Genomic DNA, 20,146 nt, shown 5'->3' on the forward strand with positions numbered 1-20,146 from the left:
CCGTTCCATGACCGCAACGACTGAGCCGCTGAAGCCGACCGTCGTCGTCTTCGACGTCGGGCAGGTGCTGATCGAGTGGGACCCGCGGCACCTCTACCGCGAGTTGTTCGACGGCTATGAAGACCTGATGGAGGATTTCCTCGACCGGGTCTGCAGCCCCGCCTGGAACCTTGAGCAGGACCGCGGCCGTCCCTGGAGCGAGGCGATCGCCCAGCTGACCGAGGAGCATCCGGACTGCGCCGAACTAATCCGCGCCTATGACGACATGTGGGAACGCATGGTTCCCGGCCCGATTCCCGGCACGCCGGAGATCCTGGCAGAGTTGAAGGCCCGCGGCGTCCCGGTCTACGCCATCACCAACTTCTCCACCGACAAGTTCGAACTGACGCGCAAGCGCTTCGACTTCCTGAACGGCTTCGACGGCATCGTCGTTTCGGGTCAGGAACGGCTGGTGAAGCCGGATCCAGCGATCTATCGACTGCTAATGGATCGTTACGGTCTCGAACCGAAGCACTGCTACTTCATCGACGACAACCCCGACAATGTCGAAGCGGCCAAATCAGTGGGCATGCCGGCCCACCTGTTCTTAGGAGCCGAGGCGCTGCGGCGGGACTTGGTGGCGCTGGGGGTGTTGTAGGGGGCGATTTTCGTGGGGAGTTTAGACCCCCACCTATCCTCCCCCGCTGGGCGGGGGAGGGACTGCCGCCGCTCTCCCGCATCAGCATTTAATTCCCTCCCCCGCACAGCGGGGGAGGGTTAGGGTGGGGGCATCCGAAGCCGAAAGCTCCCCAAACCTACTCCGCCGCCGCCTCGCGGTCGGTCGCGGAGTTGAAGGCGTAGGTCTTCCAGGTCGGCTCATAGCTGTCGTCGGCCTGGTTGCCCCAGACCGACCAGTTGGGCCGGGCGCCGCGGGCGAACATTTCCAGGAAGGGGCCGGGGCTGCAGGCCTCGATCAGTTCATACTGTTCGTCGGGCTTGCGGCTGTGCTCGCGCTTGCGGCTTTCGATCAGGTTCACCTGGGTCCGGCCGGGGGGCAGCGTGCGGGCCTTCTTGCCGCGGACGCCGAACAGGATCAATTCGGTCACGTTGCGGAAATAGAATCCGACCCCGCGCCCGTCCGACCCGCCATCCTTGCGCACCTTGTGCCAGATGAGGTTGGTCTTGTACTCGAACCCCCAGCTGCGCATGACCTGCAGGCCTTCCGGCAGCAGCGCGTTGGGAACCCAGAGATAGAGATGCGCAGTGGGGGCGGCGATGTCGGCAACCGGCAGCGCGCAGATGTCCTCGACCGTCATGGTGCCGTAGCGCGATAGGCGGCGATGCTCCGGCGCCATCTTGCCGGTGCGGTTGACGAAGCGCCAGGGCGGGTCCGCCATGACGGTGGCGAAGCGCCGGTCACCGGCGAAAGCCACCAGATCCCGCGCCGGATCCGATGCCGTCGCCACCGTGTTGCTGTCGCCCATCGCTGCCTCGAAATCCTGAACAAACCCGGTACTGGGAGGGGTGCAAACTCGCACGCGGCGGCAACCGCCGTCAATCCAGTCTAGCCGCTCCGCCGACGCTGTCACAAGCGGCGGCGGGCAGCCGTCGGTCACTCCTCCTCGCCCGCCTCGGCGACGGCGCGCAGGGTGGCGCGCTCGGCCACGCTGACGGTCAGTCCCTGGGTTTCCACGCCGGAGGCGCGCAGCTTGGCGAGCGCCCGCGACAGGGTTTCCGGCTGCATGCCGAGGCGCCGTGCGATCAGCGCCTTGTCGAAGGGAAGCTGGAACTGCGCCGGCCCATCCCCGGGCGGGCAGACGCGCATCAGGAAGGCGGCGACCCGCTGCGGCGCCGGCTGGACCTGCAATTGCTCGATCTGCGTCACCAGATGACGCAGGCGCACCGACAGCGAGCCCAGCATGCCGAAGGCGATGCGGTCATCCTCACGCAGGCAGCGGGCGAATCCGTCGGCGGTCAGGGTCATGACACGGGCGTCGGTCACCGCCTCCGCACAGACCGGGAACTTGCCGTCCGCGAACATGGCGGCCTCGGCGAAGCTCTCGGCCGGACCGATGACATGGACCACCGCCTCCGTCCCGTCGCGGGTCAGGCGGTACAGCTTCACCCAGCCGTCGAGCAGCACGAAGAAGCGGTCGGCGGGCTCGTCCTGCAGGAACAGGGTGGTGCCGCGCGGCACCGGGCGCACGATGGCGACACCGCCCAGCAGGGACACGGCGCGGTCGGTCAGCTTGGCGAAGAGCGGAATGGCGCGCAGTGCGGCGGCATCTTCCGCCGACAGGTTGCTGTGGTGGGTGGTCATGACAGCTTCGCCTCCCCGGCCGTTGGCGGCATTGATGTTGGTGGGCGCGGCGCCGTCCGGTCGCTCAGAAGCCTCCAGACATTGACGGCGATTCCGGTCAGATCGGAGATCATGCCCGGGATCGACCCCACCAGACAGTTGTGCACGAACCAACAGGGCAATGCCACCAGCATGGCGCCGCGGAACGCCGCAACCCGGGTCTGGTAGCGCGCCAGGCTGATCAGCGCCATGCCGGCCGCGGCAAAGACGGATGGCAGGCCGGTCCAGGTCACGGCCATAACCGCGGCAATCACCGGCAGGATCAGCAGATAGACGACTCGGAAAGCCGGCCATGTGCCGAGCGCCAGCGCCGCCAACACCTGCAGCGCCGCAAGCCCGTTCAGCGCCGCCGCGGTCGGAGCGCCCACCAGGGCGAAATGCATGGCAAAGCCCAGGCAGGGCACCAGCTGCACCAGAAGCATGGCCTGCCGGCTGCGGAAAAAGGGCCAGAGCATGCCGCCGAGCATGCCGCACAAGCCGACCAGCTGCGCAACGGACCACCAGATGTCCGTCTCCCCTCCCCCGCCGAAGAGCGCGGGGAGCCGGATGGTCAGCATCTCGATCATGCAGGAAATCCCCCCAGCAACGAAACGGGAGGCGGGACAAGGGACGGGAAACGGCGCCGGCCGCCCCGAAGGGCGGCGCAAGGAAAGGCGCGGAGAGCAAAGTACCGAATGAGAAGAGCGGAAGACACACGCAACGCACCGCCGGGCCGAACCAAGCCACGGCCGGATCACTCACGAGCCAGGACCGCAAAAAACCGAGAAGCAAAAGACAAGAACGCACGGCGCGCCCCCGAAGGGAGGCACCGTGCGAAAAGAGTCCGGAGTTTCACCGGGAAGGCTGGAACGATGACCGCTCAAGCCTTCGATACACTTGTCAGATGAGCGGAGCCGACCGAGCCGGCGCACGTCCGAAAACGGGCGCCGTCCGGTCGAGGTCCGGGATACCCCGAACCTTACAGGTACTCGACCTTGCCCGCTTCCGGACCCTTCTGGCCCTGGCGAACGGTGACACGCACCTGATCGCCTTCCTGGAGGGTCTGCATGCCCGAGCGGCGCAGCACGTTGACATGGACGAAGACGTCCTTGCCACCGGTGCTCGGCGTGATGAAGCCAAAGCCCTTGTCGGCATTGAACCACTTCACGGTGCCGTCGACTTCTTCGCCGCCGCTGCCGCCGCCGGCATCGTAGCCGCCGCGGTCATAGCCGCCACGGTCGAAGCCGCCGGTCCGCGGACGGGCCGAACGCTGAGCGGTCGACGTATCGACCGTGTGGATGGAGGCCACCTGCGGACCCTTCGGCCCACGGGCCAGGTCACAGGTGATGGTGGTGCCTTCGTCCAGCGCGTCATAGCCTGCGGCCTGAACCGCAGAGACGTGCAGGAAGGCATCGGGCGAACCGTCCTCAGGCGACACGAAGCCGAACCCCTTGGTGGGGTTGAACCACTTCACGGTGGCTGTGACGTTGGACTTGGTGATCTCGGGAGCGCGGAAGCCCTGGCGGGGCGGGCGGTCGAACATGTGTCTTCAAGCTCATAGAGTGTGCCGAATGTCTTTTGTCACAGGGATCCGGTCCCAGGTCAAGCCTTCCAAAGGAAAGATGACCGAATCGCCGTTAAATGCCCCACCCCAGGCTCACGCTTGCCGCCGCGCCGGCGCTCCGGAACGGGGCGGACGGCACCGAAGTGCCGCTCCGCACTCGTCCTCCGGCCCCTTCGCCTCGCCATATGCGCGGCGACTCGGGGACGATCTGCACGCCGCCCGTGCGTCGAACGCTCAGGCCGCCGACTGCTTCAAGGGAGGATAGTCGGTGTAGCCGTGTTGGTCGCCGCCGTAGAAGGTCTTCTGGTCCGGCTCGGCCAAGGGAGCGTCGATGCGCAGCCGCTCCACCAAATCGGGATTGGCGATAAAGGGGCGGCCGAAGGCGATCATGTCGGCGTGACCGCTGGCCGTCGCCTGGATCGCCATGGCGCGGTCATAGACGTTGTTGGCCATGTAGCGCCCGGTGTAGAGCCCGCGCAACTCGGCGAGGTCGCCGCCGAATCCGGGATGCGGCCCGCGGGTTACGCCTTCGATCATATGCAGATAGGCGAGGCCGTAGTCGTTCAGCCGGCGGATCACCGGGCTGAAGGTGCCGATCGGGTCGCTTTCCTGCGCATCGTTGGCCGGGCTCAGCGGCGACAGGCGGATGCCGACGCGGTCGGCTCCGGCCTCCGCCACCACGGCGTCCAGCACCTCGAACAGGAAGCGGGCGCGATTCTCGACGGAGCCGCCATAGGCGTCGGTGCGCTTGTTGGTGCCGTCGCGCAGGAACTGGTCGATCAGGTACCCGTTGGCGGCATGCACCTCGACCATGTCGAATCCGGCCGCCAGCGCGTTGCGGGTCGCCTTGCGGTAATCCTCGACGATGCCCGGCAGTTCGGAGATGTCCAGCGCACGCGGAGCCGGGATGTCCTTGAAGCCGTCCGTGGTGAAAGCCTTCATCTCCGGCTTGACGGCGGAGGGAGCCACCGGCAGGGCGCCGCCCGGCTGCAGGTCGGGGTGGGAGATGCGCCCGACATGCCACAGCTGCAGGCAGATGTGCCCGCCCCTGGCATGGACGGCGTCGGTGACCAGCTTCCAGCCCGCCACCTGTTCGGCGCTGTGGATGCCGGGGGTATAGGCATAGCCCTTGCCCTGCGGCGAGATCTGCGTCGCCTCGGCGATGATCAGGCCGGCGCTGGCACGCTGGGCGTAATATTCGGCGTTCATCGCGGTCGGCACGCCGGTGGCGTTGTCGGTACGGCTGCGGGTCAGGGGCGCCATGGCGATGCGGTTGGGCAGGTTGTAGCGCCCGATCGTCACCGGCTGGAACAGGGGGGCCGCGTCCTGGCTGTCCGTCATGTCCGATCCATTCAGATGGTGAAACTGGACAGAAGAGTGTGGCCCGGCCTCCGCCACCGGCAAGGTGCCGATTGGCCGCAGCGGGCGAGCGGACAGCATGGCTGCCATACCGCCTGCCGCCGGGCCGCGGGACCTTTCGCCCCGCCCGCCGGTTATTCCCGACAGCCCCAGACCACCAGCCCAAGTCCACCAGCCCAAAACCTCCAGCCCAAGACCTCCAGCAAATGGGATCGCCGATGCAGCAGCGCTGGCCCGACCGACTCTGGATCGTCCGCCATGGCGAGAGCGCCGGAAACGTCGCGCGCGATGCGGCGCACGCGGCCGGCCTCGTCCGGATCGACATCGACGAACGCGACGTCGACGTTCCTCTCAGCCAGTTGGGAGAGCGGCAGTCCGACGCGCTCGGCCGCTGGTTCGCCGCCATGCCGGCGGCGGAGCGGCCCAACGTGGTCCTGACCTCGCCCTACCGCCGGGCCCTGACCACGGCGGAGCGGCTGCACCAGGCCGGCGGACTGCCGGTCGATCCGACCGACTTCGTCATCGACGAGCGGCTGCGGGAGAAGGAGTTCGGCGTCCTCGACCGGCTGACCACCGCCGGCATCCGGCAGGAGTTCCCGGAACAGGCCGAGTTCCGCCGCCTTCTGGGCAAGTTCTACCACCGCCCGCCGGGGGGCGAGAGCTGGTGCGACGTGATCCTGCGACTGCGCAGCGCGCTCGACACCATCAGCCTGCATCACGGCGGACGGCGGGTGCTGATCGTCGGGCATCAGGTGGTGGTGCTGTGCATGCGCTACCTGCTGGAGAACATGACGGAGGACGAGATCCTGGCCATCGACAGGGCCGGCGACGTCGCCAACTGCTCCGTCACCGAGTACCGGTTCGACGCCAATGCCGGGCCGCGCGGCGGGCTGTGCCTGCACCGCTACAACTTCGTCGCTCCGCTGGAGGAGGCCGGCGCCCCGGTCACCGCCGAGCCGGATGCCCCCGTCGCGGCCCGATAGGGAACATGCCCGTGGATCGTATCGAGGAAATTCCCGTCACCGCGGAGTTGCTGCGCGGCATGCCCCTGCCCCAGCCGGACGGCGACGGCGACAAGGAAACCCGCGGCCGGGTGCTGGTGGTCGCCGGTAGCGTGACGGTGCCGGGCGGCGCCCTGCTGGCCGGGATCGGCGCCTTGCGGGCGGGGGCCGGCAAGCTGCAGATCGCCACCGCCGCCAGCATCGCCCCGCATCTGGGCCTCGCACTGCCCGAGGCGCTCGTCGCCGGCCTGCCGGAAACGGCGGAGGGCGGCATCGCCGCCGACTCGGGCGAGGCGTTGGCCGAGCGGGCATCACGTTGCGACACCGTGCTGATCGGCCCCGGCATGATGGACGAGGCGGCAGTGGCGGAACTGACCGCCGATCTGCTGACGCGCCTGGAACCGGCTGGAAACCCGGCCGGCGGCGGGCCGCGCTTCGTGCTGGATGCGGGGGCACTGGCCGGGCTTGGCCGCGACCCGGGGCCGGTGCAGAGGCACGCCGGCCATGTAGTGATCACCCCCCATGCCGGCGAGATGGCCGGATTGCTGGGCTGCCCCCGCGATCAGGTGGAGGCCGACCCGCTCGCCACCGCCCGGCAGGTGGCGGCCCACCTGAAGGCAGTGGTGGCACTGAAGGGGAGCTGCACCCGCATCGTCACGCCCGAGGGCCGTGCCTGGGCCTATCGCGGCGGCACGGTGGGGCTCGCCACCTCCGGTTCCGGCGATACGCTGGCCGGGATCGTCGCCGGCCTGCTGGCCCGCGGCGCCAGCCCGGAGCAGGCCGCCATCTGGGGTGTCTACCTGCATGGCGAGGCCGGCAACCGGCTGAGCCGCCGGATCGGCCCGCTCGGCTTCCTCGCCCGCGAACTGCTGGCGGAAATCCCGGCGGCGATGGCGGCCCTGGCCGAGGGGGCGGAAAGCGATTGACCGCCTCAGCGCGCCGGAGCGCTGGCCGGAGCGGGCGCCGCGGCTGGAGCCGGCGGCAGGGCCGGGGTGGCGGGGGCGGTGTTGAACGTCCGGGGCTGGGCCGGCGCAACCTCGGCAGACAGGGCGGCGTCGCGGTCGCGGCAACGGTCGACCACCTTCTGGCCGCAGCTCATGAAGCCCAGATCCTTGTTCAGGCAGACCCTGACCTCCGACACGTCGCGGCGGGAGCAGACGACCGCCACCCCCTCCGCCGTCAGGCCGGGATTGGCTTCCAGGAACAGTCGCTCCACCTGGATAGCCGGCACGGTCGGGCCGGGCGTCTTCAGCGGATCGGGTATCGCGACCTTGGCGGCAGCGGCGCGCAGCTTGGCGAAATAGTCGGTGGCGTTCAGGCCGGAGCAGGTCCCGTGCTTGCGCCACTGGTGCATCATCAGCCCGACGCTGGGCATCACCGGCATGGTCTGGTCCACCACGGCCTTGGGAACGTTGCGATCGCGGGTGCAGGTTGCGGGATAGCTGCCGTCGGTGTATTGCGGCCACAGGCCATGAACGACGAAGCCGTGTTTCCGCTCACCGCACTGGTCGGGATCGGGACCGTTCCTGTCGCGGGCGCAGTAGGTCGGCGACCAGGACAGCGAGAGGATGTAGTAATCGAAGGCGCCCGGCTCCGCCTTTCTCTGCGCCCAGGCGGGGCTTGCGGCGAAAAGTCCGGCAACCAGAACGGACAAGGCGACGGCAATGGCGCTGCGCATGACGAATCTTCCCACGGATGTGCTTCCCAGCGTTGCATACCATGGAAGGAGGTTGCTGTCGCGGGGTCTCGACACCAGTATCACTCGGCCGGATCGCTGGCCCTCGCCTTCGGCATCGGTGTTTTGCCGCCATCGCCTGCCCCCATTCATCGGGTATAGTCATCGGCATGTTCACGTTGTCCGCCCCGATGCTCCTGCGCGCCTATGCCGCCGGTATCTTCCCGATGGCCGAAAGCGCGGAGTCGCAGGAACTCCACTGGTTCGATCCTGAGCGCCGCGGCATCCTGCCGCTGGACGCCTTCCATGTGCCGCGCAGCCTGCGCAAGACCCTGCGCCGCGGCCCGTTCGAGCTGCGGTTCGACAGCGCCTTCCGCGCGGTGATCGAAGGCTGTGCCGAATCGACGGAGGATCGGCCGAAGACCTGGATCAACGACGACATCGTCCGCCTCTACGGCGAACTGTTCGACGCCGGATTCGCCCACAGCGTGGAATGCTGGCGCGACGGCCGGCTGGTCGGCGGGCTCTACGGGGTGTCGATCGGCGGCGCCTATTTCGGCGAGAGTATGTTCAGCCGCGAGACCGGGGCCAGCAAGGTTGCGCTGGTCCATCTGGTCGCCCGCCTACGCGCCGCCGGATTCGCCCTGCTCGACACCCAGTTCGTGACCGAGCATCTCTGCCGCTTCGGCGCCGTCGAGATTCCCCGCACCGAATACCGCCGCCGCCTTGCCGCCGCGATGGAGCGCAAGACGGACTTCCACGCGGTGGACCAGCAGGCGGCGCTGGCGGATCTGCTGGAATCGGCAGCCGGTTAAGCGGCCGGGTGGAACACGCCCCCGCATTGGGGGGCCGGCACGCCGGTGGTCGCCGGCAGGCTGAGCGGCAGCCCGAGCCGGCTGCGCACCGCGAGATAGCCGAAGGCCTGGGCTTCCAGCGCGTCGCCGTCCCAGCCGACGAGATCGGCCGAGTCGACGGGCACCCCCAGCCGGTCGGCCAGCATCGCCATCAGCGTGGCATTGTGGCGGCCGCCGCCGCAGACCAGCCAGCGCACCGGCGGGGCCGGCAGGTGATCCACGACGCGGGCCACCGAGTCGGCGGTGAAGGCGGTCAGGGTCGCGGCGCCGTCGGCGGCAGGCAGAGCGGCCACCGGCGCCGGGTCGAAGGCGTCGCGGTCCAGCGACTTGGGCGCCGGGCGGTCGAACCAGGGATGGGCCATCAGTGCGGCCAGCGCCGGATTGTCCACTTGGCCGGTCGCCGCCAACGCCCCGCCGGCATCGAAGCGGCCGAGGCCATGGCGCAGCACCCAATCGTCGATCAGGGCGTTGCCCGGCCCGGTGTCGCAGGCGACGACCTCCGCCTCTGCCTCCGCCGAACCGTCCGAAGTCTCGGGGCCGATCCAGCTGACATTGGCGACGCCGCCGATGTTGAGGATGGCGAGCGGGCGGGCCAAGCCATGCGCCAGCGCGCGGTGGAACAGCGGGACCAGCGGCGCCCCCTGCCCGCCCGCGGCCACATCGGCGCTGCGGAAGTCATTGACCACGGCGATGCCGGTCGCCGCGGCCAGCCGGGCGCCGTCGCCGATCTGGCGGGTCAGGCGCCGGTCGGGATCGTGATGGATGGTGTGTCCGTGAAAGCCGATCAGTTCGACCTCGGCCGCCGCGACGCCCGCCTGGTCCAGCAGGCGGCGCACCGCGTCGGCATGGGCGTCGGTCAGCTCGCGCTCCACCGCCGCCACCGGCCCACCGCTGTCGGTCCTGCCCAGGCAACCGCGCAGCCGCGCGCGGAAGTTATCGTCATAGGGAATGGTCAGGAAGGAGAGCGCCTCCACCCGGTCGCGCCCGTCGGTGCGCAGCAGGGCGGCGTCGATGCCGTCCATCGACGTGCCGCTCATCAGGCCGACGACGGTCCGCAGCCCCTCCCCGACATTTCCCTCCCGGTTCTTCATCGTCCGCTCCGCGCCCGCTTTGGTGACGGGGCGCAGTCTAGAGTCTGTCGAACGCTTATCAAAGCATCCGACAGACTTCAGGCCTTTGGAGCTAGCTGAGCCAAAGCTGCAGCATAAGCCGGTTGCGGTTGGCCGGCGGCACGGCACGGTGGTAGCAGGAGGTGTCCTCCAGGAAGCCGGTGCCGGCCGGCCCCTCCACCAGCAGGATGCGGTCGCGGGCGAAGCGGGTGAACAGCTCCTCGTCGCGGGCATTGGCCGAGCCCAGCAGCATGCGCAGCGACTTGCCGTGATGGCTGCCGCGCACCAGCTCATGCTCCCCCGCACCGGGGCTGACGTCGGTCAGGTAGAACTGGGCCGAGCAGAAATGGAAGTCGTGAACGTCGTAATGCCAGTCGATGGTCTGGCCCAGCTGCCGGCGCTCCTCGTCGGTCGCGTCGGTGACGAAGCTCCAGAACAGGCGCGGGATGATCTTGGTCGCGGGGAAGCCCAGGAAGGCCCCGGCGCATTCCATCAACAGCGGATCGCGGCAGATCCGTCGCACCGCCGGGCAGTCCAGCGGATCGGGGACGATGCCCATCACCGCGGGCGAGCCGTCGGCAAGCCGGCCCTTGCTCACGTCGTGGCGGTAGAACATCCGCTCGTCGCGCAGCCGCCGCTGCAGGGGAGAATGGGTGGCGAACTCCACCATCTCCTCCACCATCGCCCAGGGCAGGTCGAAGCCCGTGGCGATCGAGTCGCGACGAAGCTCGGCCAGCGCCCGGTCCACGGTCTGGCCGGCGAACAGGCTGACCGGAAGGGTGGGCAGGGCGACGGGCGGCCCGGCCGGGGCACGCTGCCGCGAGCGGGGGGACAGACGGCGCAAGGCGCTGTAACCGCGCCTGACCGATTCGAAGCGGCCAAGCGCATAATGAAGCTCTCCGGCGACGAGGCGCCGGGCGATGTTCGCAACGTTCATTGATGGTGCATCCCTGGGGCAGCCGAAGGACCAAAACCGCGGTGGGTTGCGCGGCCACTGGTGCGGGAATGCACGGAGTGTAGGCGGGTTTGGGGCGATTCTAAAAATACCCTTGTGGCGTACGCCCACGCGCCGGAGGAATAGCCGGGGCGGCGGGGTGTCCATCCCGGACGGTTCATACCGGGAGAAAATGGCACCCCGCCTTCACGCGACAGGTTACAGCGCCTGCACGGCCTTCAGCACCGCCGCGACATGGCCGGTCACCTTCACCTTGCGCCAGACGTTGCGGACCACGCCGTCCTTGTCGATCAGGAAGGTGGCGCGGTCGATGCCCATGTATTTGCGGCCGTACATGCTCTTCTCGACCCAGGTGCCGTAGGCCTCGCAGACGGCGCCGTCGGTGTCGGAGGCGAGCGTGAAGGTCAGCTCATGCTTGGCCTTGAACTTGTCGTGGCTGGCGACGCTGTCCTTCGACACGCCGATCACCACCGTATCGACGGCGGAGAAGTCGGGCAGCTGGTCGCGAAAGCCGCAGGCCTCCGACGTGCAGCCCGAGGTATCGTCCTTGGGGTAGAAATACAGAACCACCGGCTTGCCGCGCAGGGCCGACAGGGTGACGCTGCCCCCGCCGTCGGTCGGCATGGTGAAATCCGGGGCGGGCGATCCGACGTCTACGGTCATGGCTGCTCGAATGTCCTTCTTCTTGCCGGCTGGGGAAGCGATCCCTTAGGCCGGAGGCGTGGTCGTGTTGGGTGGGGCCAGGCGGCCCGCCGGTTCCTCGACCAGGGCCTTGAAATGACCATGGGCGCGGGCGGCGACGGCACGGATTCTGTGGTCCAGTTCGGGGAAGTCAACACCGCCAGGCTCAAGCTCATCCGGAAAGGCTGCGCGGACCAGCCCGGCCAGCAGGCTGGGCGACACCTGGTTGGGGTCCAGCACCCCGGCGGTGGTCAGCCGCAGGAAGCCCTGCACCCGCCGCCAGACCCGCAGCGTCGCCTCCAGATCCGCCGCCACCTCCGCATCTAGGGCACCGGTCCGGGCGGCGCATTGCAGCGCCTTGGCGGTGCCGATGTGCAGGATGTCCGGCCGCTCATGACCGAAACGCAGCTGCAGGTACTGGGCGATGAACTCGATGTCGATCAGGCCGCCGCGGGCGTATTTGACGTTCCAGACATTGGTCGTCCCGAACTCCTTCTCGATTCGCCGCCGCATGTCGGCGACGTCCCACAGCAGCCGGTCGGCATCGCGCGGCGCCGTCAGCACCGAGCGGATGGCGGAGCAAACCCGGTCGGCCAGAGCGGGATCGCCGCCGATCACCCGGGCGCGGGTCAGGGCCATATGCTCCCAGGTCCAGGCGTCGGCCGTCTGGTATTTCAGGAAAGCGTCCAGCGAGGTGGCGAGCGGCCCGGCATTGCCGGACGGGCGCAGCCGCATGTCCACCTCGTAGAGCCGCCCATCGCCCATCGGGGCGGTGATGGCATTGGTCAGCCGCTGGGTCAGCTTGATGTAATACTCGTTGGGCGACAGCGGCTTGGCGCCATCCGACAGGAGAGGGCCGGACAGGCGAGGCCCCCCGCCGCCCGCTTGGCCCTGCGCCACGTCGTAGATCACGATCAGGTCGATGTCCGACGTGACGGTCAGCTGCCGGCTGCCCAGCTTGCCCATCGCCACCACCACCCAGGCGCCGCGGGGAATGCGGCCATGGCGCTGGGCGAACTCCTCCTCCACCCGGCGGGCGAGGTCGGGAACGACGATGTCGGCCAGATCGGCCAGGAAGGCGCCGCAGCGGTCGCCGTCGGTGATGCCGCGCAGGATGTGGACCCCGGCGCGGAAGCGCTGATCGTTGGTCCAGCGCCGCGACAGCGTCAGCGCATCCTCGAAATCGCGGGCCGGCGCCATGACGCGGGCATGATCGTCGGCCAACCCGTCCTCCTTGCCCGGAAGCGGGTCGAAGAAGTCCGGCGACAGCACGGCGTCGAGCAGCGACGGGTTGCGCGACAGGGTCTGCGCCATCTGCGGCGCGATGCCCATGATCTCCGCCACCAGTTCCAGCAGCCACGGATTGGCGACGAACAGGGAGAACAGCCCGACGCCCGCAGGCAGCTTGCCGAGGAAATCGTCGAAGTTCATCAGCGCCGCATCGGGGGCGGGCGTCTTGGCCAGCGCGCTCAGCAGGGCCGGCGTCAGTTCCGTCAGCAGCTCCCGCGCGCGGCCCGACCGGGTGGCGCGGTAGCGGCCGCGGTGCCAGGCCGACACCACGTTGATGACGCGCGCGGCGTCGGCAAAGCCCATGCCGCTCAGCGTCTCCACCGTGCCGGGATCGGGATCGGTGCCGGTGAAGACGAGGTTGCCGGGACCGGAGAGCGACGGCGCCTCCTCGAACAGTTCGGCATAGCGGTCCTCGACCTGCCCCAGCGTCGCCAGCAGTTCCGCCCGGAAGGCATCCGGGTCGTCATAGCCGAGAAATGTCGCCAGATGCGCCACCCCGGCATCGTCGGCGGGAATACGGTGGGTCTGCTGGTCGTCGATCATCTGGATGCGATGTTCGACACGGCGCAGGAAATGATAGGCCCCCGCAAGATCCTCCACCGTTTGCGCCGGCACGCGCCCGACGTCGCGCAACGCCTCGTTCGCCATCAGCGTCGGGGCGATGCGCACGCGCAGGTCGCGGCCGCCGAAGATCAGCTGCTGGGTCTGGGCGAAGAACTCGATCTCGCGGATGCCGCCGCGGCCGACCTTGATGTCGTGGCCGTTGACCGTCACCTCGCGGTGACCCTTGTGGGCGTTGATCTGGCGCTTGATCGAATGGATGTCTTGGATGGCGGCGAAATCCAGGTTGCGGCGCCAGACGAAGGGCTCCAGGAAGCGGATGAAGGATGCCCCCGCCTCCGGATCGCCGGCGATCGGGCGGGCCTTGATCATCGCCGCGCGTTCCCAGTTCTGGCCGACGCTGCCGTAATAAATTTCGGCCGCCGAAACCGAAACCGCCAGCGGCGTGGCGCCGGGATCCGGCCTAAGCCGAAGGTCGGTGCGGAAGACGTAGCCGTCCTTGGTACGTTCATCCATAATGCGGACAAGATCGCGTGCGAGCCTGATGAAGGTTCGCGCGAGGTTGTCCGGCTGGGGCGTCTGCACAACAGCGTCGTCGTACAGGACGATCAGGTCGATGTCGCTGGAATAGTTGAGTTCGCGCCCGCCAAGTTTGCCCATGCCCAACACGATCAGACCTGAGCCGATCCACGGTCGCTGCGGATCCGGCAGCGTCAGCGTCCCCGCCTCCGCGGCGCGGCGCAGCAGGAAATTCGCGGCCAGCTGCACGCCCGTCTCCGCCAGCTCCGACAGGGCGCCGGTGACGCGGAACAGCGGCCACACGCCGGCGATGTCGGCCAGCGCGATCAGCAGGGCCGCCCGCCTCTTCGCCACCCGCAACCCGGCCATCAGCCGGTCCATCGACGTCTCCTGTCCATGCTCGGCCTGGAGCGCGGCGATCAGCCCGGCAAAGCTGGCGTCGAACCCGTCCTCCATCACCCGCCGGACGAAGGGCATCTCCCGCGTCAGGATATGGCCCAGATACGGGCTGTTGCCGCACACCGCATCGACCAGCGCACGGCCGGGCTCCGAATCGGCGAAGGCATCCGCCCAGGCCCGCGTCTCCGGCTCCGCCGCAGCGGCCTGCTGGCGCCAGCGCTCCATCCCCAGCGCCGCCTGCGCGGCGTCGAAGGGCTTCGGCAAGGGGGCGGTGAACGGGACGAGGCTGGACATGGGAACGGTCTTTCCTGCTCAAAACATGTGCAGAAAGCTGCACGCGTCGGGAGAGAACGTCAATCGGGCCGATTCGCGCGCCCTCTCCTCCTTCCCCCTCACCTCCCTCCCCCTCTCCTCTTTCCATGGTGCCCGATGATCCGGCGCACCGCCAAGATTCTCGGCCTGACGCTGACCGGGATCGGGGCCGTGGCGCTGGCGGCGGGCGGGCTGTTCGCCTGGCGGCTGTCGCAGGGGCCGATCGCGCTCGACCCGCTGATCCCTTATGTGGAAGAGGCGCTGGGCGACCGCGACGGCCGGTTCCGCATCGATGTCGGCGAGCTGGTGCTGTCGCTGGAGGATGAGGACGCTCTGGAAAGCGGCGGCGGGCGGCGTCTCGACCTGCGCGCCCGGCGGGTGCAGGCGCTGAACGCCGACGGGGCGGAGCTGGCCGCGGTGCCGGAGATGGGCATCGGCTTCTCGGTCGCGGCGCTGCTGCGCGGCACGCTGTCGCCGACGCGCCTCGATCTGGTCCGGCCGCGCCTCAGCGTACTGCGGCGGGCCGACGGCAGCCTCGCCTTCGATGTGCGGTCCGATACGGAGGCGGTGCAGAAGCGCGAAAGCGACGGCCCCGACCTGCTGGACGAGGCGCTGGACAGCCTGCGCCGACCGCCCGACATCGACCGGCCGCTGGGGCTGCTGCGCCGGCTGTCGGTGGTGGGAGCCGATCTGCGGATCGAGAACCGCATGCTGGATCTCTCCTGGCATGCGACCCGCGCCGACATGATCCTGACCCGCGACGACCACGGCGCCCAGGGCCGCGCTCGTCTGACCCTCGATCTCGGCACGCAGAACCAGGGGGATGCGAACCGCCGCCCGGTGACCGTCGCCGCTTCCGGCCATTTCAACATCGCCGACTCCACCACCGACCTGACCCTGTCCGTCGAAGGCCTGGAGCCGGCGGCGCTGGCGGAGGTCGGGCCGGCGCTGGCCCCGCTGGCCGCGGTGAAGCTGCCGCTGTCGGGAACGGTCACGGCGAAGCTCGATCCCCGGTTCGAGCCGTCGACGCTCGACCTGAACCTGCGCGGCGGTGCCGGCACCGTCGCCCTGCCCGCCCTGCGGCCGGACTCGCTCGCCGTGCAGAGCGTGGCCTTGCGCGGCAGCCTGGACGTTCCGGGACGGCGGCTGCGCGTGGACGATCTGTCGCTGATGGCGGCGTCTGCGGACGGCGGCGAACCGCTGGCGCTGAGCGGCCGGGGCGAGCTGACGGAGACCGGCCGGGGCCGCGACCTCCAGGCGTCGCTGTCGCTGACCGCCGGCGGCCGGACCGCCGGGCTGGAGCTGTCGGGGCAGCAGGGACCCGCCAAGGACGGGCGGGCGGCGGCGCGCCTGACCGGCGTCACCCCCGCGGCGCTCGCCGGCATCGCCCCGATGCTGGAGCCGCTGAAGGCCGCCGCCCTGCCGCTGTCCGGCACCGTGGAAATCGCTTTCGATCCGTCCCTGCAGCCGACCTCCGGCAAGGCCGACCTCACCGCTGGCCAAGGCCATCTGCACCGTCCGGACCTGTTCGAAGGGCCCGTGCCCGTCGAGTCGGCCCGGCTGCGCCTGCATGGCGACCGCGACCGCATCGCGCTGGACGGCCTGACGGCGGTTCTGGGCGAGGCCGGCGGGCCGCAGCCGCGGGTGGAGGCCAGCGGCACCGCCCTGCGCCAGGGCGACCGCATGGCGGTGGAGGCACAGGCGAGCGCGCGCGGCATGGCGCTGGACGAGTTGCGCCGCTACTGGCCGAAGGTCGCCGGCCCCAACGCGCGGGAGTGGGTGACCACCAACCTGTCGCGCGGCACGGTGACGGAGGCGCGCGCCGAGGTGGTGCTGTCGCTGCCGCTCGACCGGCCGGCCGAGCCGGAGATGACGCGCTTCCTGGCGACCATGGCCGGGGAGGACATCAGCGTCCGCTATTTCCACGACCTGACGCCGGTGACCGGCGCCGGGATGGAGGCGACCACCGACGGCAAGACCTTCACCATCCAGACCAAGGGCGGGCGAATCGCCGATCCGAAATCGGGCGACATCGAGATCGGCGACGGCAAGGTGGTGATCGGCGGGCTGGACGTCGGCAAGGAGACGATGGACATCCGCATTCCGGTCCAGGGGCCGGTGCGCTCGATCCTGACCCTGATCGATATGCCGCCGCTGGGCTATCCAACCAAGCTGGAGATGGACCCGAAGCGCACCCAGGGCACGGCGGAAGCGCAGCTTCACTTCGCCTTCCCGCTGCTGGTCGACCTGAAGGTGGAGCAGTTGGACCTGGAGGTGGCCGGCAAGCTGCACAAGGTGGCGGTGGAGAAGGTGGCGGCGGGGATGAACGCCACCGAGGGCGAGCTGTCGCTGGCGCTCGACCTCAAGGCCATGCAGATCAAGGGCGCCACCAAACTGGACGGCATCCCCGTCACCGTGGACTGGAACGAGTCGTTCGACAGCGCGGCCAAGGGCCCGCGCACCCGCATCGCGGTGAAGGGCGACGCCACCGCCGACGACCTGCGCGCCCACGGCATCGACCTGGAAGACCGGGTGCAGGGTCCCTTCGGCGCCGACATCCTGTTCACGGTGGACCGCCGCCACAAGCTGGCGCTGACGGCGAACCTGAACCTGGAGAAGACCCGGCTGTCCATCGAGGAACTGGCCTGGGCCAAACCGCCCGGAAAGCCCGGCACCGGCAAGCTGACGCTGGAGTTCGACAAGGACCGCCCGACCCGGATCAGCAACCTGACCGTCGATGCCGGCGGGCTGAAGGCCGTCACCAACCTGGAGTTGGCCGACGGCGGCAAGCGGGTGGCGCGGGTGCAGACCCCCAGCTTCAAGCTGGGCCAGACCGACCTGCGCGCCGACCTGACCGTTCTGCCGCCGGCGAAGCCCGGCGGTCCGGCCGGCGGCTATGCCGGCACCATCACCGGCAACAGCCTGGATGCCCGCGGCCTGACCGGCAAGACGCCGTCCGGCGAGGGCGCGGTCACCCCCGACCCGCAGCGGGCGCGGAGCGGCGACGGCCGCAAGACGCCGCTGGACGTCGCCATCAAGTTCGATTCGGTGGTGTTCGGCGAGGGACGCCGGCTGCGGCAGGTCGCCGGAATCATGCGGCGCGACACCGCGGCCTGGACCCTGCTGGACCTCACCGGGCGCAGCGAGGGCGGCGGCGTGTCGATGAAATGGCGGCCGGGGGCGCAGGGGGCCTACGACCTTGCCATCACCGCCGACGATCTGGGCTCCGCCCTGCAGGCGATGGACTTGAACGACCGCATGCGCGGCGGCCGGCTGACCCTCTCCGGCCGGTCGGTGGAGCCGCGGGCCGACGCCGCCATCGTCGGCAAGGCGGAAATCCTCGACTACACGCTGCTCGACGTGCCCGCCCTGGCGCGCATCCTCAACGCCATCTCGCCATCAGGATTCGCCGAGCTGCTGGGCGGCGGCAAGGGCGTCAATTTCGGCCGCATGTCGGCGGAATTCCGCAAGGAGGGCCGTCTGCTGACCCTGAAGGACCTGCGCACCTCGGGTTCGGCGCTCGGCCTGACGCTGGAGGGACAGGTCGATCTGGAGACCGAGACCGCCAATCTCCGCGGCACCATCGTTCCGGTCTATGGCCTCAACCGCCTGATCGGCCAAATCCCGCTGCTGGGCGACGTGCTGAGCGGCGGCGAAGGCCAGGGCATCTTCTCGGCCACCTGGCATGTCCAGGGGCCGCTGTCCGACCCCGACGTGTCGGTCAACCCGCTGGCGGTGCTCGCCCCCGGCTTCCTGCGCAACCTGTTCTTCCTGGGCGGCGACGGGACACCGACGCCGGACAACAGGCCGCCGCCGGAGGCGCATACGCGGTGAGGCTTCGGCCCAGTTGCTGCGTTATACCCCCACCTTGATCCTCCCCCGCTCTCAGCGGACCTATGGTCCGCCTGCCGCGTCAGCACAAAGCTTTGCTTTGTGCGAGAGCTGGGCGGGGGAGGAGACTAGACCTTTGTCAGCGCTCAGCGGCAGTCCCTCCCCCGCCCAGCGGGGGAGGTTAGGAGGGGGTCTAACGCCGCAAAAGGCCAGCGCCTCTCACCCCACCTTCACCAGCGCATGTCGCTTCTTGCCGGCGCTGAGCTTCACCACGCCGTCCGCGTTCAGGTCCGCAGTCGTCGCCTTCGCCGTCTCGTCCGCGATCGGCCCGTCGTTCAGCTTGGCGCCGCCGCCCTTGATCAGCCGCCGGGCCTCGCCCTTCGACGCCGCCAGACCGGCGGACACCAGCAGGTCCACCACCGGCATCCCGGCTTCCAGCTCGGCGCGGGCGACCTCGATGCTGGGCAGACCCTCGGCCGCGACCCCTTCCTCGAAGGCGCGGCGAGCGGTCTCGGCGGCCTCCAGCGCGGCTTCCTCGCCATGGGCGAGCTTTGTCACCTCGTTGGCGAGGATCTTCTTGGCCTCGTTGATTTCGGCGCCCTGCAGGTTTTCCAGACGGGCGACCTCATCCAGCGGCAGTTCGGTGTAGAGGCGCAGGAAGCGGCCGACGTCGGCATCCTCGGTGTTGCGCCAATACTGCCAGAAATCGTAGCTGCTGAGTTTGTCGGCGGTCAGCCACACCGCACCGGCGGCGGTCTTGCCCATCTTGGCGCCCGACGACGTGGTCAGCAGCGGCGTGGTCAGGCCGAACAGCTCCGCCCCGTCGGTGCGGCGGCCGAGCTCGACGCCGTTGACGATGTTGCCCCACTGGTCCGACCCGCCCATCTGCAAGCTGCAGCCGTAGCGGCGCTTCAGCTCCACGAAGTCGTAGGCCTGGAGAATCATGTAGTTGAATTCCAGGAAGGTCAGCGGCTGCTCGCGGTCCAGCCGCAGCTTGACCGATTCGAAGGACAGCATGCGGTTGATGGTGAAATGGCGGCCGATGTCGCGCAGCAGCGGGATGTATTTCAGCTCGTCCAGCCAGTCGGCGTTGTTCGCCATCACCGCATCGGTCGGCCCGTCCCCGAAGGTCAGATAGCGGCCGAAGATGCGCTTGATGCCCGCCATGTTGCCGGCGATCACCTCGTCGGTCAGCAGCTGGCGCGCCTCGTCCTTGCCGGACGGATCGCCGATCTTGGTGGTGCCGCCGCCCATCAGGACGATCGGCTTGTGGCCGGTCTTCTGCAGCCAGCGCAGCATCATGATCGGCAGCAGGCTGCCGACATGCAGGCTGTCGGCGGTGCAGTCGAAGCCGATATAGGCGACGATCGGCCCCTTCTGCGCCCGCTCGTCCAGCGTGGCGAGATCGGTGCACTGATGGATGAATCCGCGCTCCTGCAGGGTGCGCAGAAACTCCGAAGCGGGGGCCGAGGAGGAGGTCGTCGTCATGGCCGCAATCCGGCTGTCGTTGGAAAGAAGGGCGGAGAAATCCCGCGGTCTGTTAGCACGGAACGGCCCCTGCCTCAATGCGGCGGCCCGATTGCGTGTGGGGAACCGGCAAGCGGACGGGCCTGTTCTCCCGCTCAAGCATCGCTGCGCCGGCGCAAGTCAAAAACCGCAATCCGGGGCGGGGAATTCACCGCAATCCTCTCCAATCGCAATTGACATTGATTCGCAAAA

General features: G+C 69.2%; 16 protein-coding genes. 5 read left to right on the forward strand and 11 right to left on the reverse strand.

The window, feature by feature from the left end; all coding sequences use genetic code 11:
• The first annotated feature begins 7 nt into the window (after positions 1-7).
• Entirely contained in the window at positions 8-637 is a 630-nt protein-coding gene (locus tag ACWPKK_RS09975) for an HAD family hydrolase (RefSeq protein ID WP_452003307.1), read from the forward strand.
• Between the two features lie 157 nt (positions 638-794).
• On the opposite strand, the gene ACWPKK_RS09980 is transcribed toward ACWPKK_RS09975, so the two are convergent.
• From ACWPKK_RS09980 to ACWPKK_RS10000, 5 genes are all read right to left on the reverse strand, one after another.
• Positions 795-1,463 (reverse strand): MT-A70 family methyltransferase, encoded by a 669-nt coding sequence (locus ACWPKK_RS09980; protein WP_324868395.1) that lies wholly within the window; start codon positions 1,461-1,463, stop codon positions 795-797.
• A gap of 128 nt (positions 1,464-1,591) precedes the next feature.
• Entirely contained in the window at positions 1,592-2,299 is a 708-nt protein-coding gene (locus ACWPKK_RS09985) for a Crp/Fnr family transcriptional regulator (protein WP_310112125.1), read from the reverse strand.
• Positions 2,296-2,904: a YgjV family protein gene (locus tag ACWPKK_RS09990; protein WP_452003310.1), complete on the reverse strand. Its 609-nt coding sequence runs from the start codon at positions 2,902-2,904 to the stop codon at positions 2,296-2,298. Before ACWPKK_RS09990 ends, ACWPKK_RS09985 begins: the two co-directional genes overlap by 4 nt.
• Before the next feature lie 392 nt (positions 2,905-3,296).
• Positions 3,297-3,860, reverse strand: coding sequence for a cold-shock protein (locus tag ACWPKK_RS09995; protein ID WP_149222286.1), 564 nt, complete (start codon positions 3,858-3,860; stop codon positions 3,297-3,299).
• 255 nt (positions 3,861-4,115) lie between these two features.
• Positions 4,116-5,222 carry an alkene reductase gene (locus ACWPKK_RS10000; protein WP_452003314.1) on the reverse strand — a complete coding sequence of 369 codons (1,107 nt, stop codon included), beginning with the start codon at positions 5,220-5,222 and terminating at the stop codon, positions 4,116-4,118.
• Positions 5,223-5,458: 236 nt separating this feature from the next.
• On the opposite strand from ACWPKK_RS10000, the gene ACWPKK_RS10005 reads away from it, so the two are divergent.
• The gene (locus ACWPKK_RS10005) at positions 5,459-6,223 is read left to right on the forward strand and encodes a histidine phosphatase family protein (RefSeq protein WP_452003317.1); all 765 of its coding nucleotides are present in this window, start codon (positions 5,459-5,461) and stop codon (positions 6,221-6,223) included.
• A gap of 5 nt (positions 6,224-6,228) precedes the next feature.
• The gene (locus ACWPKK_RS10010; protein WP_452003320.1) at positions 6,229-7,167 is read left to right on the forward strand and encodes an NAD(P)H-hydrate dehydratase; all 939 of its coding nucleotides are present in this window, start codon (positions 6,229-6,231) and stop codon (positions 7,165-7,167) included.
• Between the two features lie 5 nt (positions 7,168-7,172).
• On the opposite strand, the gene ACWPKK_RS10015 is transcribed toward ACWPKK_RS10010, so the two are convergent.
• A complete protein-coding gene (locus ACWPKK_RS10015) occupies positions 7,173-7,919 on the reverse strand; it encodes a ribonuclease T2 family protein (RefSeq protein ID WP_452003323.1) in 747 nt (248 codons plus the stop codon).
• 167 nt (positions 7,920-8,086) lie between these two features.
• Here ACWPKK_RS10015 and aat point away from each other — a divergent pair, with 167 nt between their 5' ends.
• Entirely contained in the window at positions 8,087-8,731 is a 645-nt protein-coding gene (aat, locus tag ACWPKK_RS10020; protein WP_452003326.1) for a leucyl/phenylalanyl-tRNA--protein transferase, read from the forward strand.
• On the opposite strand, the gene ACWPKK_RS10025 is transcribed toward aat, so the two are convergent.
• The 4 genes from ACWPKK_RS10025 to ACWPKK_RS10040 form a co-directional block, all read right to left on the reverse strand.
• Positions 8,728-9,861 carry an anhydro-N-acetylmuramic acid kinase gene (locus ACWPKK_RS10025; RefSeq protein WP_452003329.1) on the reverse strand — a complete coding sequence of 378 codons (1,134 nt, stop codon included), beginning with the start codon at positions 9,859-9,861 and terminating at the stop codon, positions 8,728-8,730. The two genes, aat and ACWPKK_RS10025, sit on opposite strands and share 4 nt — an antisense overlap.
• A gap of 91 nt (positions 9,862-9,952) precedes the next feature.
• The gene (locus tag ACWPKK_RS10030) at positions 9,953-10,816 is read right to left on the reverse strand and encodes a hypothetical protein (RefSeq protein ID WP_452003331.1); all 864 of its coding nucleotides are present in this window, start codon (positions 10,814-10,816) and stop codon (positions 9,953-9,955) included.
• Between the two features lie 216 nt (positions 10,817-11,032).
• Positions 11,033-11,497 (reverse strand): thioredoxin-dependent thiol peroxidase, encoded by a 465-nt coding sequence (gene bcp, locus ACWPKK_RS10035; RefSeq protein WP_452003334.1) that lies wholly within the window; start codon positions 11,495-11,497, stop codon positions 11,033-11,035.
• A 45-nt stretch (positions 11,498-11,542) separates the two neighbouring features.
• Entirely contained in the window at positions 11,543-14,578 is a 3,036-nt protein-coding gene (locus ACWPKK_RS10040) for a bifunctional [glutamine synthetase] adenylyltransferase/[glutamine synthetase]-adenylyl-L-tyrosine phosphorylase (protein ID WP_452003336.1), read from the reverse strand.
• 135 nt (positions 14,579-14,713) lie between these two features.
• Here ACWPKK_RS10040 and ACWPKK_RS10045 point away from each other — a divergent pair, with 135 nt between their 5' ends.
• Positions 14,714-18,430 carry a YhdP family protein gene (locus ACWPKK_RS10045; RefSeq protein ID WP_452003339.1) on the forward strand — a complete coding sequence of 1,239 codons (3,717 nt, stop codon included), beginning with the start codon at positions 14,714-14,716 and terminating at the stop codon, positions 18,428-18,430.
• A 216-nt stretch (positions 18,431-18,646) separates the two neighbouring features.
• Here the strand turns inward: ACWPKK_RS10045 and tyrS are convergent, their stop codons facing one another.
• Complete coding sequence (tyrS, locus tag ACWPKK_RS10050; protein WP_452003342.1) at positions 18,647-19,915, reverse strand: tyrosine--tRNA ligase; 1,269 nt, start codon at positions 19,913-19,915, stop codon at positions 18,647-18,649.
• Positions 19,916-20,146 lie beyond the last annotated feature (231 nt).

Source organism: Azospirillum largimobile, assembly GCF_977007025.2.

Coding starts and splice junctions, on each gene's coding strand:
- ACWPKK_RS10000 (WP_452003314.1), bottom strand. CDS start 5,222: ATGACGGACAGCCAGGACGCGGCCCCCCTGTTCCAGCCGGTGACGATC.
- ACWPKK_RS09995 (WP_149222286.1), bottom strand. CDS start 3,860: ATGTTCGACCGCCCGCCCCGCCAGGGCTTCCGCGCTCCCGAGATCACC.
- ACWPKK_RS09990 (WP_452003310.1), bottom strand. CDS start 2,904: ATGATCGAGATGCTGACCATCCGGCTCCCCGCGCTCTTCGGCGGGGGA.
- ACWPKK_RS10015 (WP_452003323.1), bottom strand. CDS start 7,919: ATGCGCAGCGCCATTGCCGTCGCCTTGTCCGTTCTGGTTGCCGGACTT.
- ACWPKK_RS09985 (WP_310112125.1), bottom strand. CDS start 2,299: ATGACCACCCACCACAGCAACCTGTCGGCGGAAGATGCCGCCGCACTG.
- ACWPKK_RS10040 (WP_452003336.1), bottom strand. CDS start 14,578: ATGTCCAGCCTCGTCCCGTTCACCGCCCCCTTGCCGAAGCCCTTCGAC.
- ACWPKK_RS10005 (WP_452003317.1), top strand. CDS start 5,459: ATGCAGCAGCGCTGGCCCGACCGACTCTGGATCGTCCGCCATGGCGAG.
- ACWPKK_RS10045 (WP_452003339.1), top strand. CDS start 14,714: ATGATCCGGCGCACCGCCAAGATTCTCGGCCTGACGCTGACCGGGATC.
- tyrS (WP_452003342.1), bottom strand. CDS start 19,915: ATGACGACGACCTCCTCCTCGGCCCCCGCTTCGGAGTTTCTGCGCACC.
- ACWPKK_RS09980 (WP_324868395.1), bottom strand. CDS start 1,463: ATGGGCGACAGCAACACGGTGGCGACGGCATCGGATCCGGCGCGGGAT.
- bcp (WP_452003334.1), bottom strand. CDS start 11,497: ATGACCGTAGACGTCGGATCGCCCGCCCCGGATTTCACCATGCCGACC.
- aat (WP_452003326.1), top strand. CDS start 8,087: ATGTTCACGTTGTCCGCCCCGATGCTCCTGCGCGCCTATGCCGCCGGT.
- ACWPKK_RS10025 (WP_452003329.1), bottom strand. CDS start 9,861: ATGAAGAACCGGGAGGGAAATGTCGGGGAGGGGCTGCGGACCGTCGTC.
- ACWPKK_RS10030 (WP_452003331.1), bottom strand. CDS start 10,816: ATGAACGTTGCGAACATCGCCCGGCGCCTCGTCGCCGGAGAGCTTCAT.
- ACWPKK_RS09975 (WP_452003307.1), top strand. CDS start 8: ATGACCGCAACGACTGAGCCGCTGAAGCCGACCGTCGTCGTCTTCGAC.
- ACWPKK_RS10010 (WP_452003320.1), top strand. CDS start 6,229: ATGCCCGTGGATCGTATCGAGGAAATTCCCGTCACCGCGGAGTTGCTG.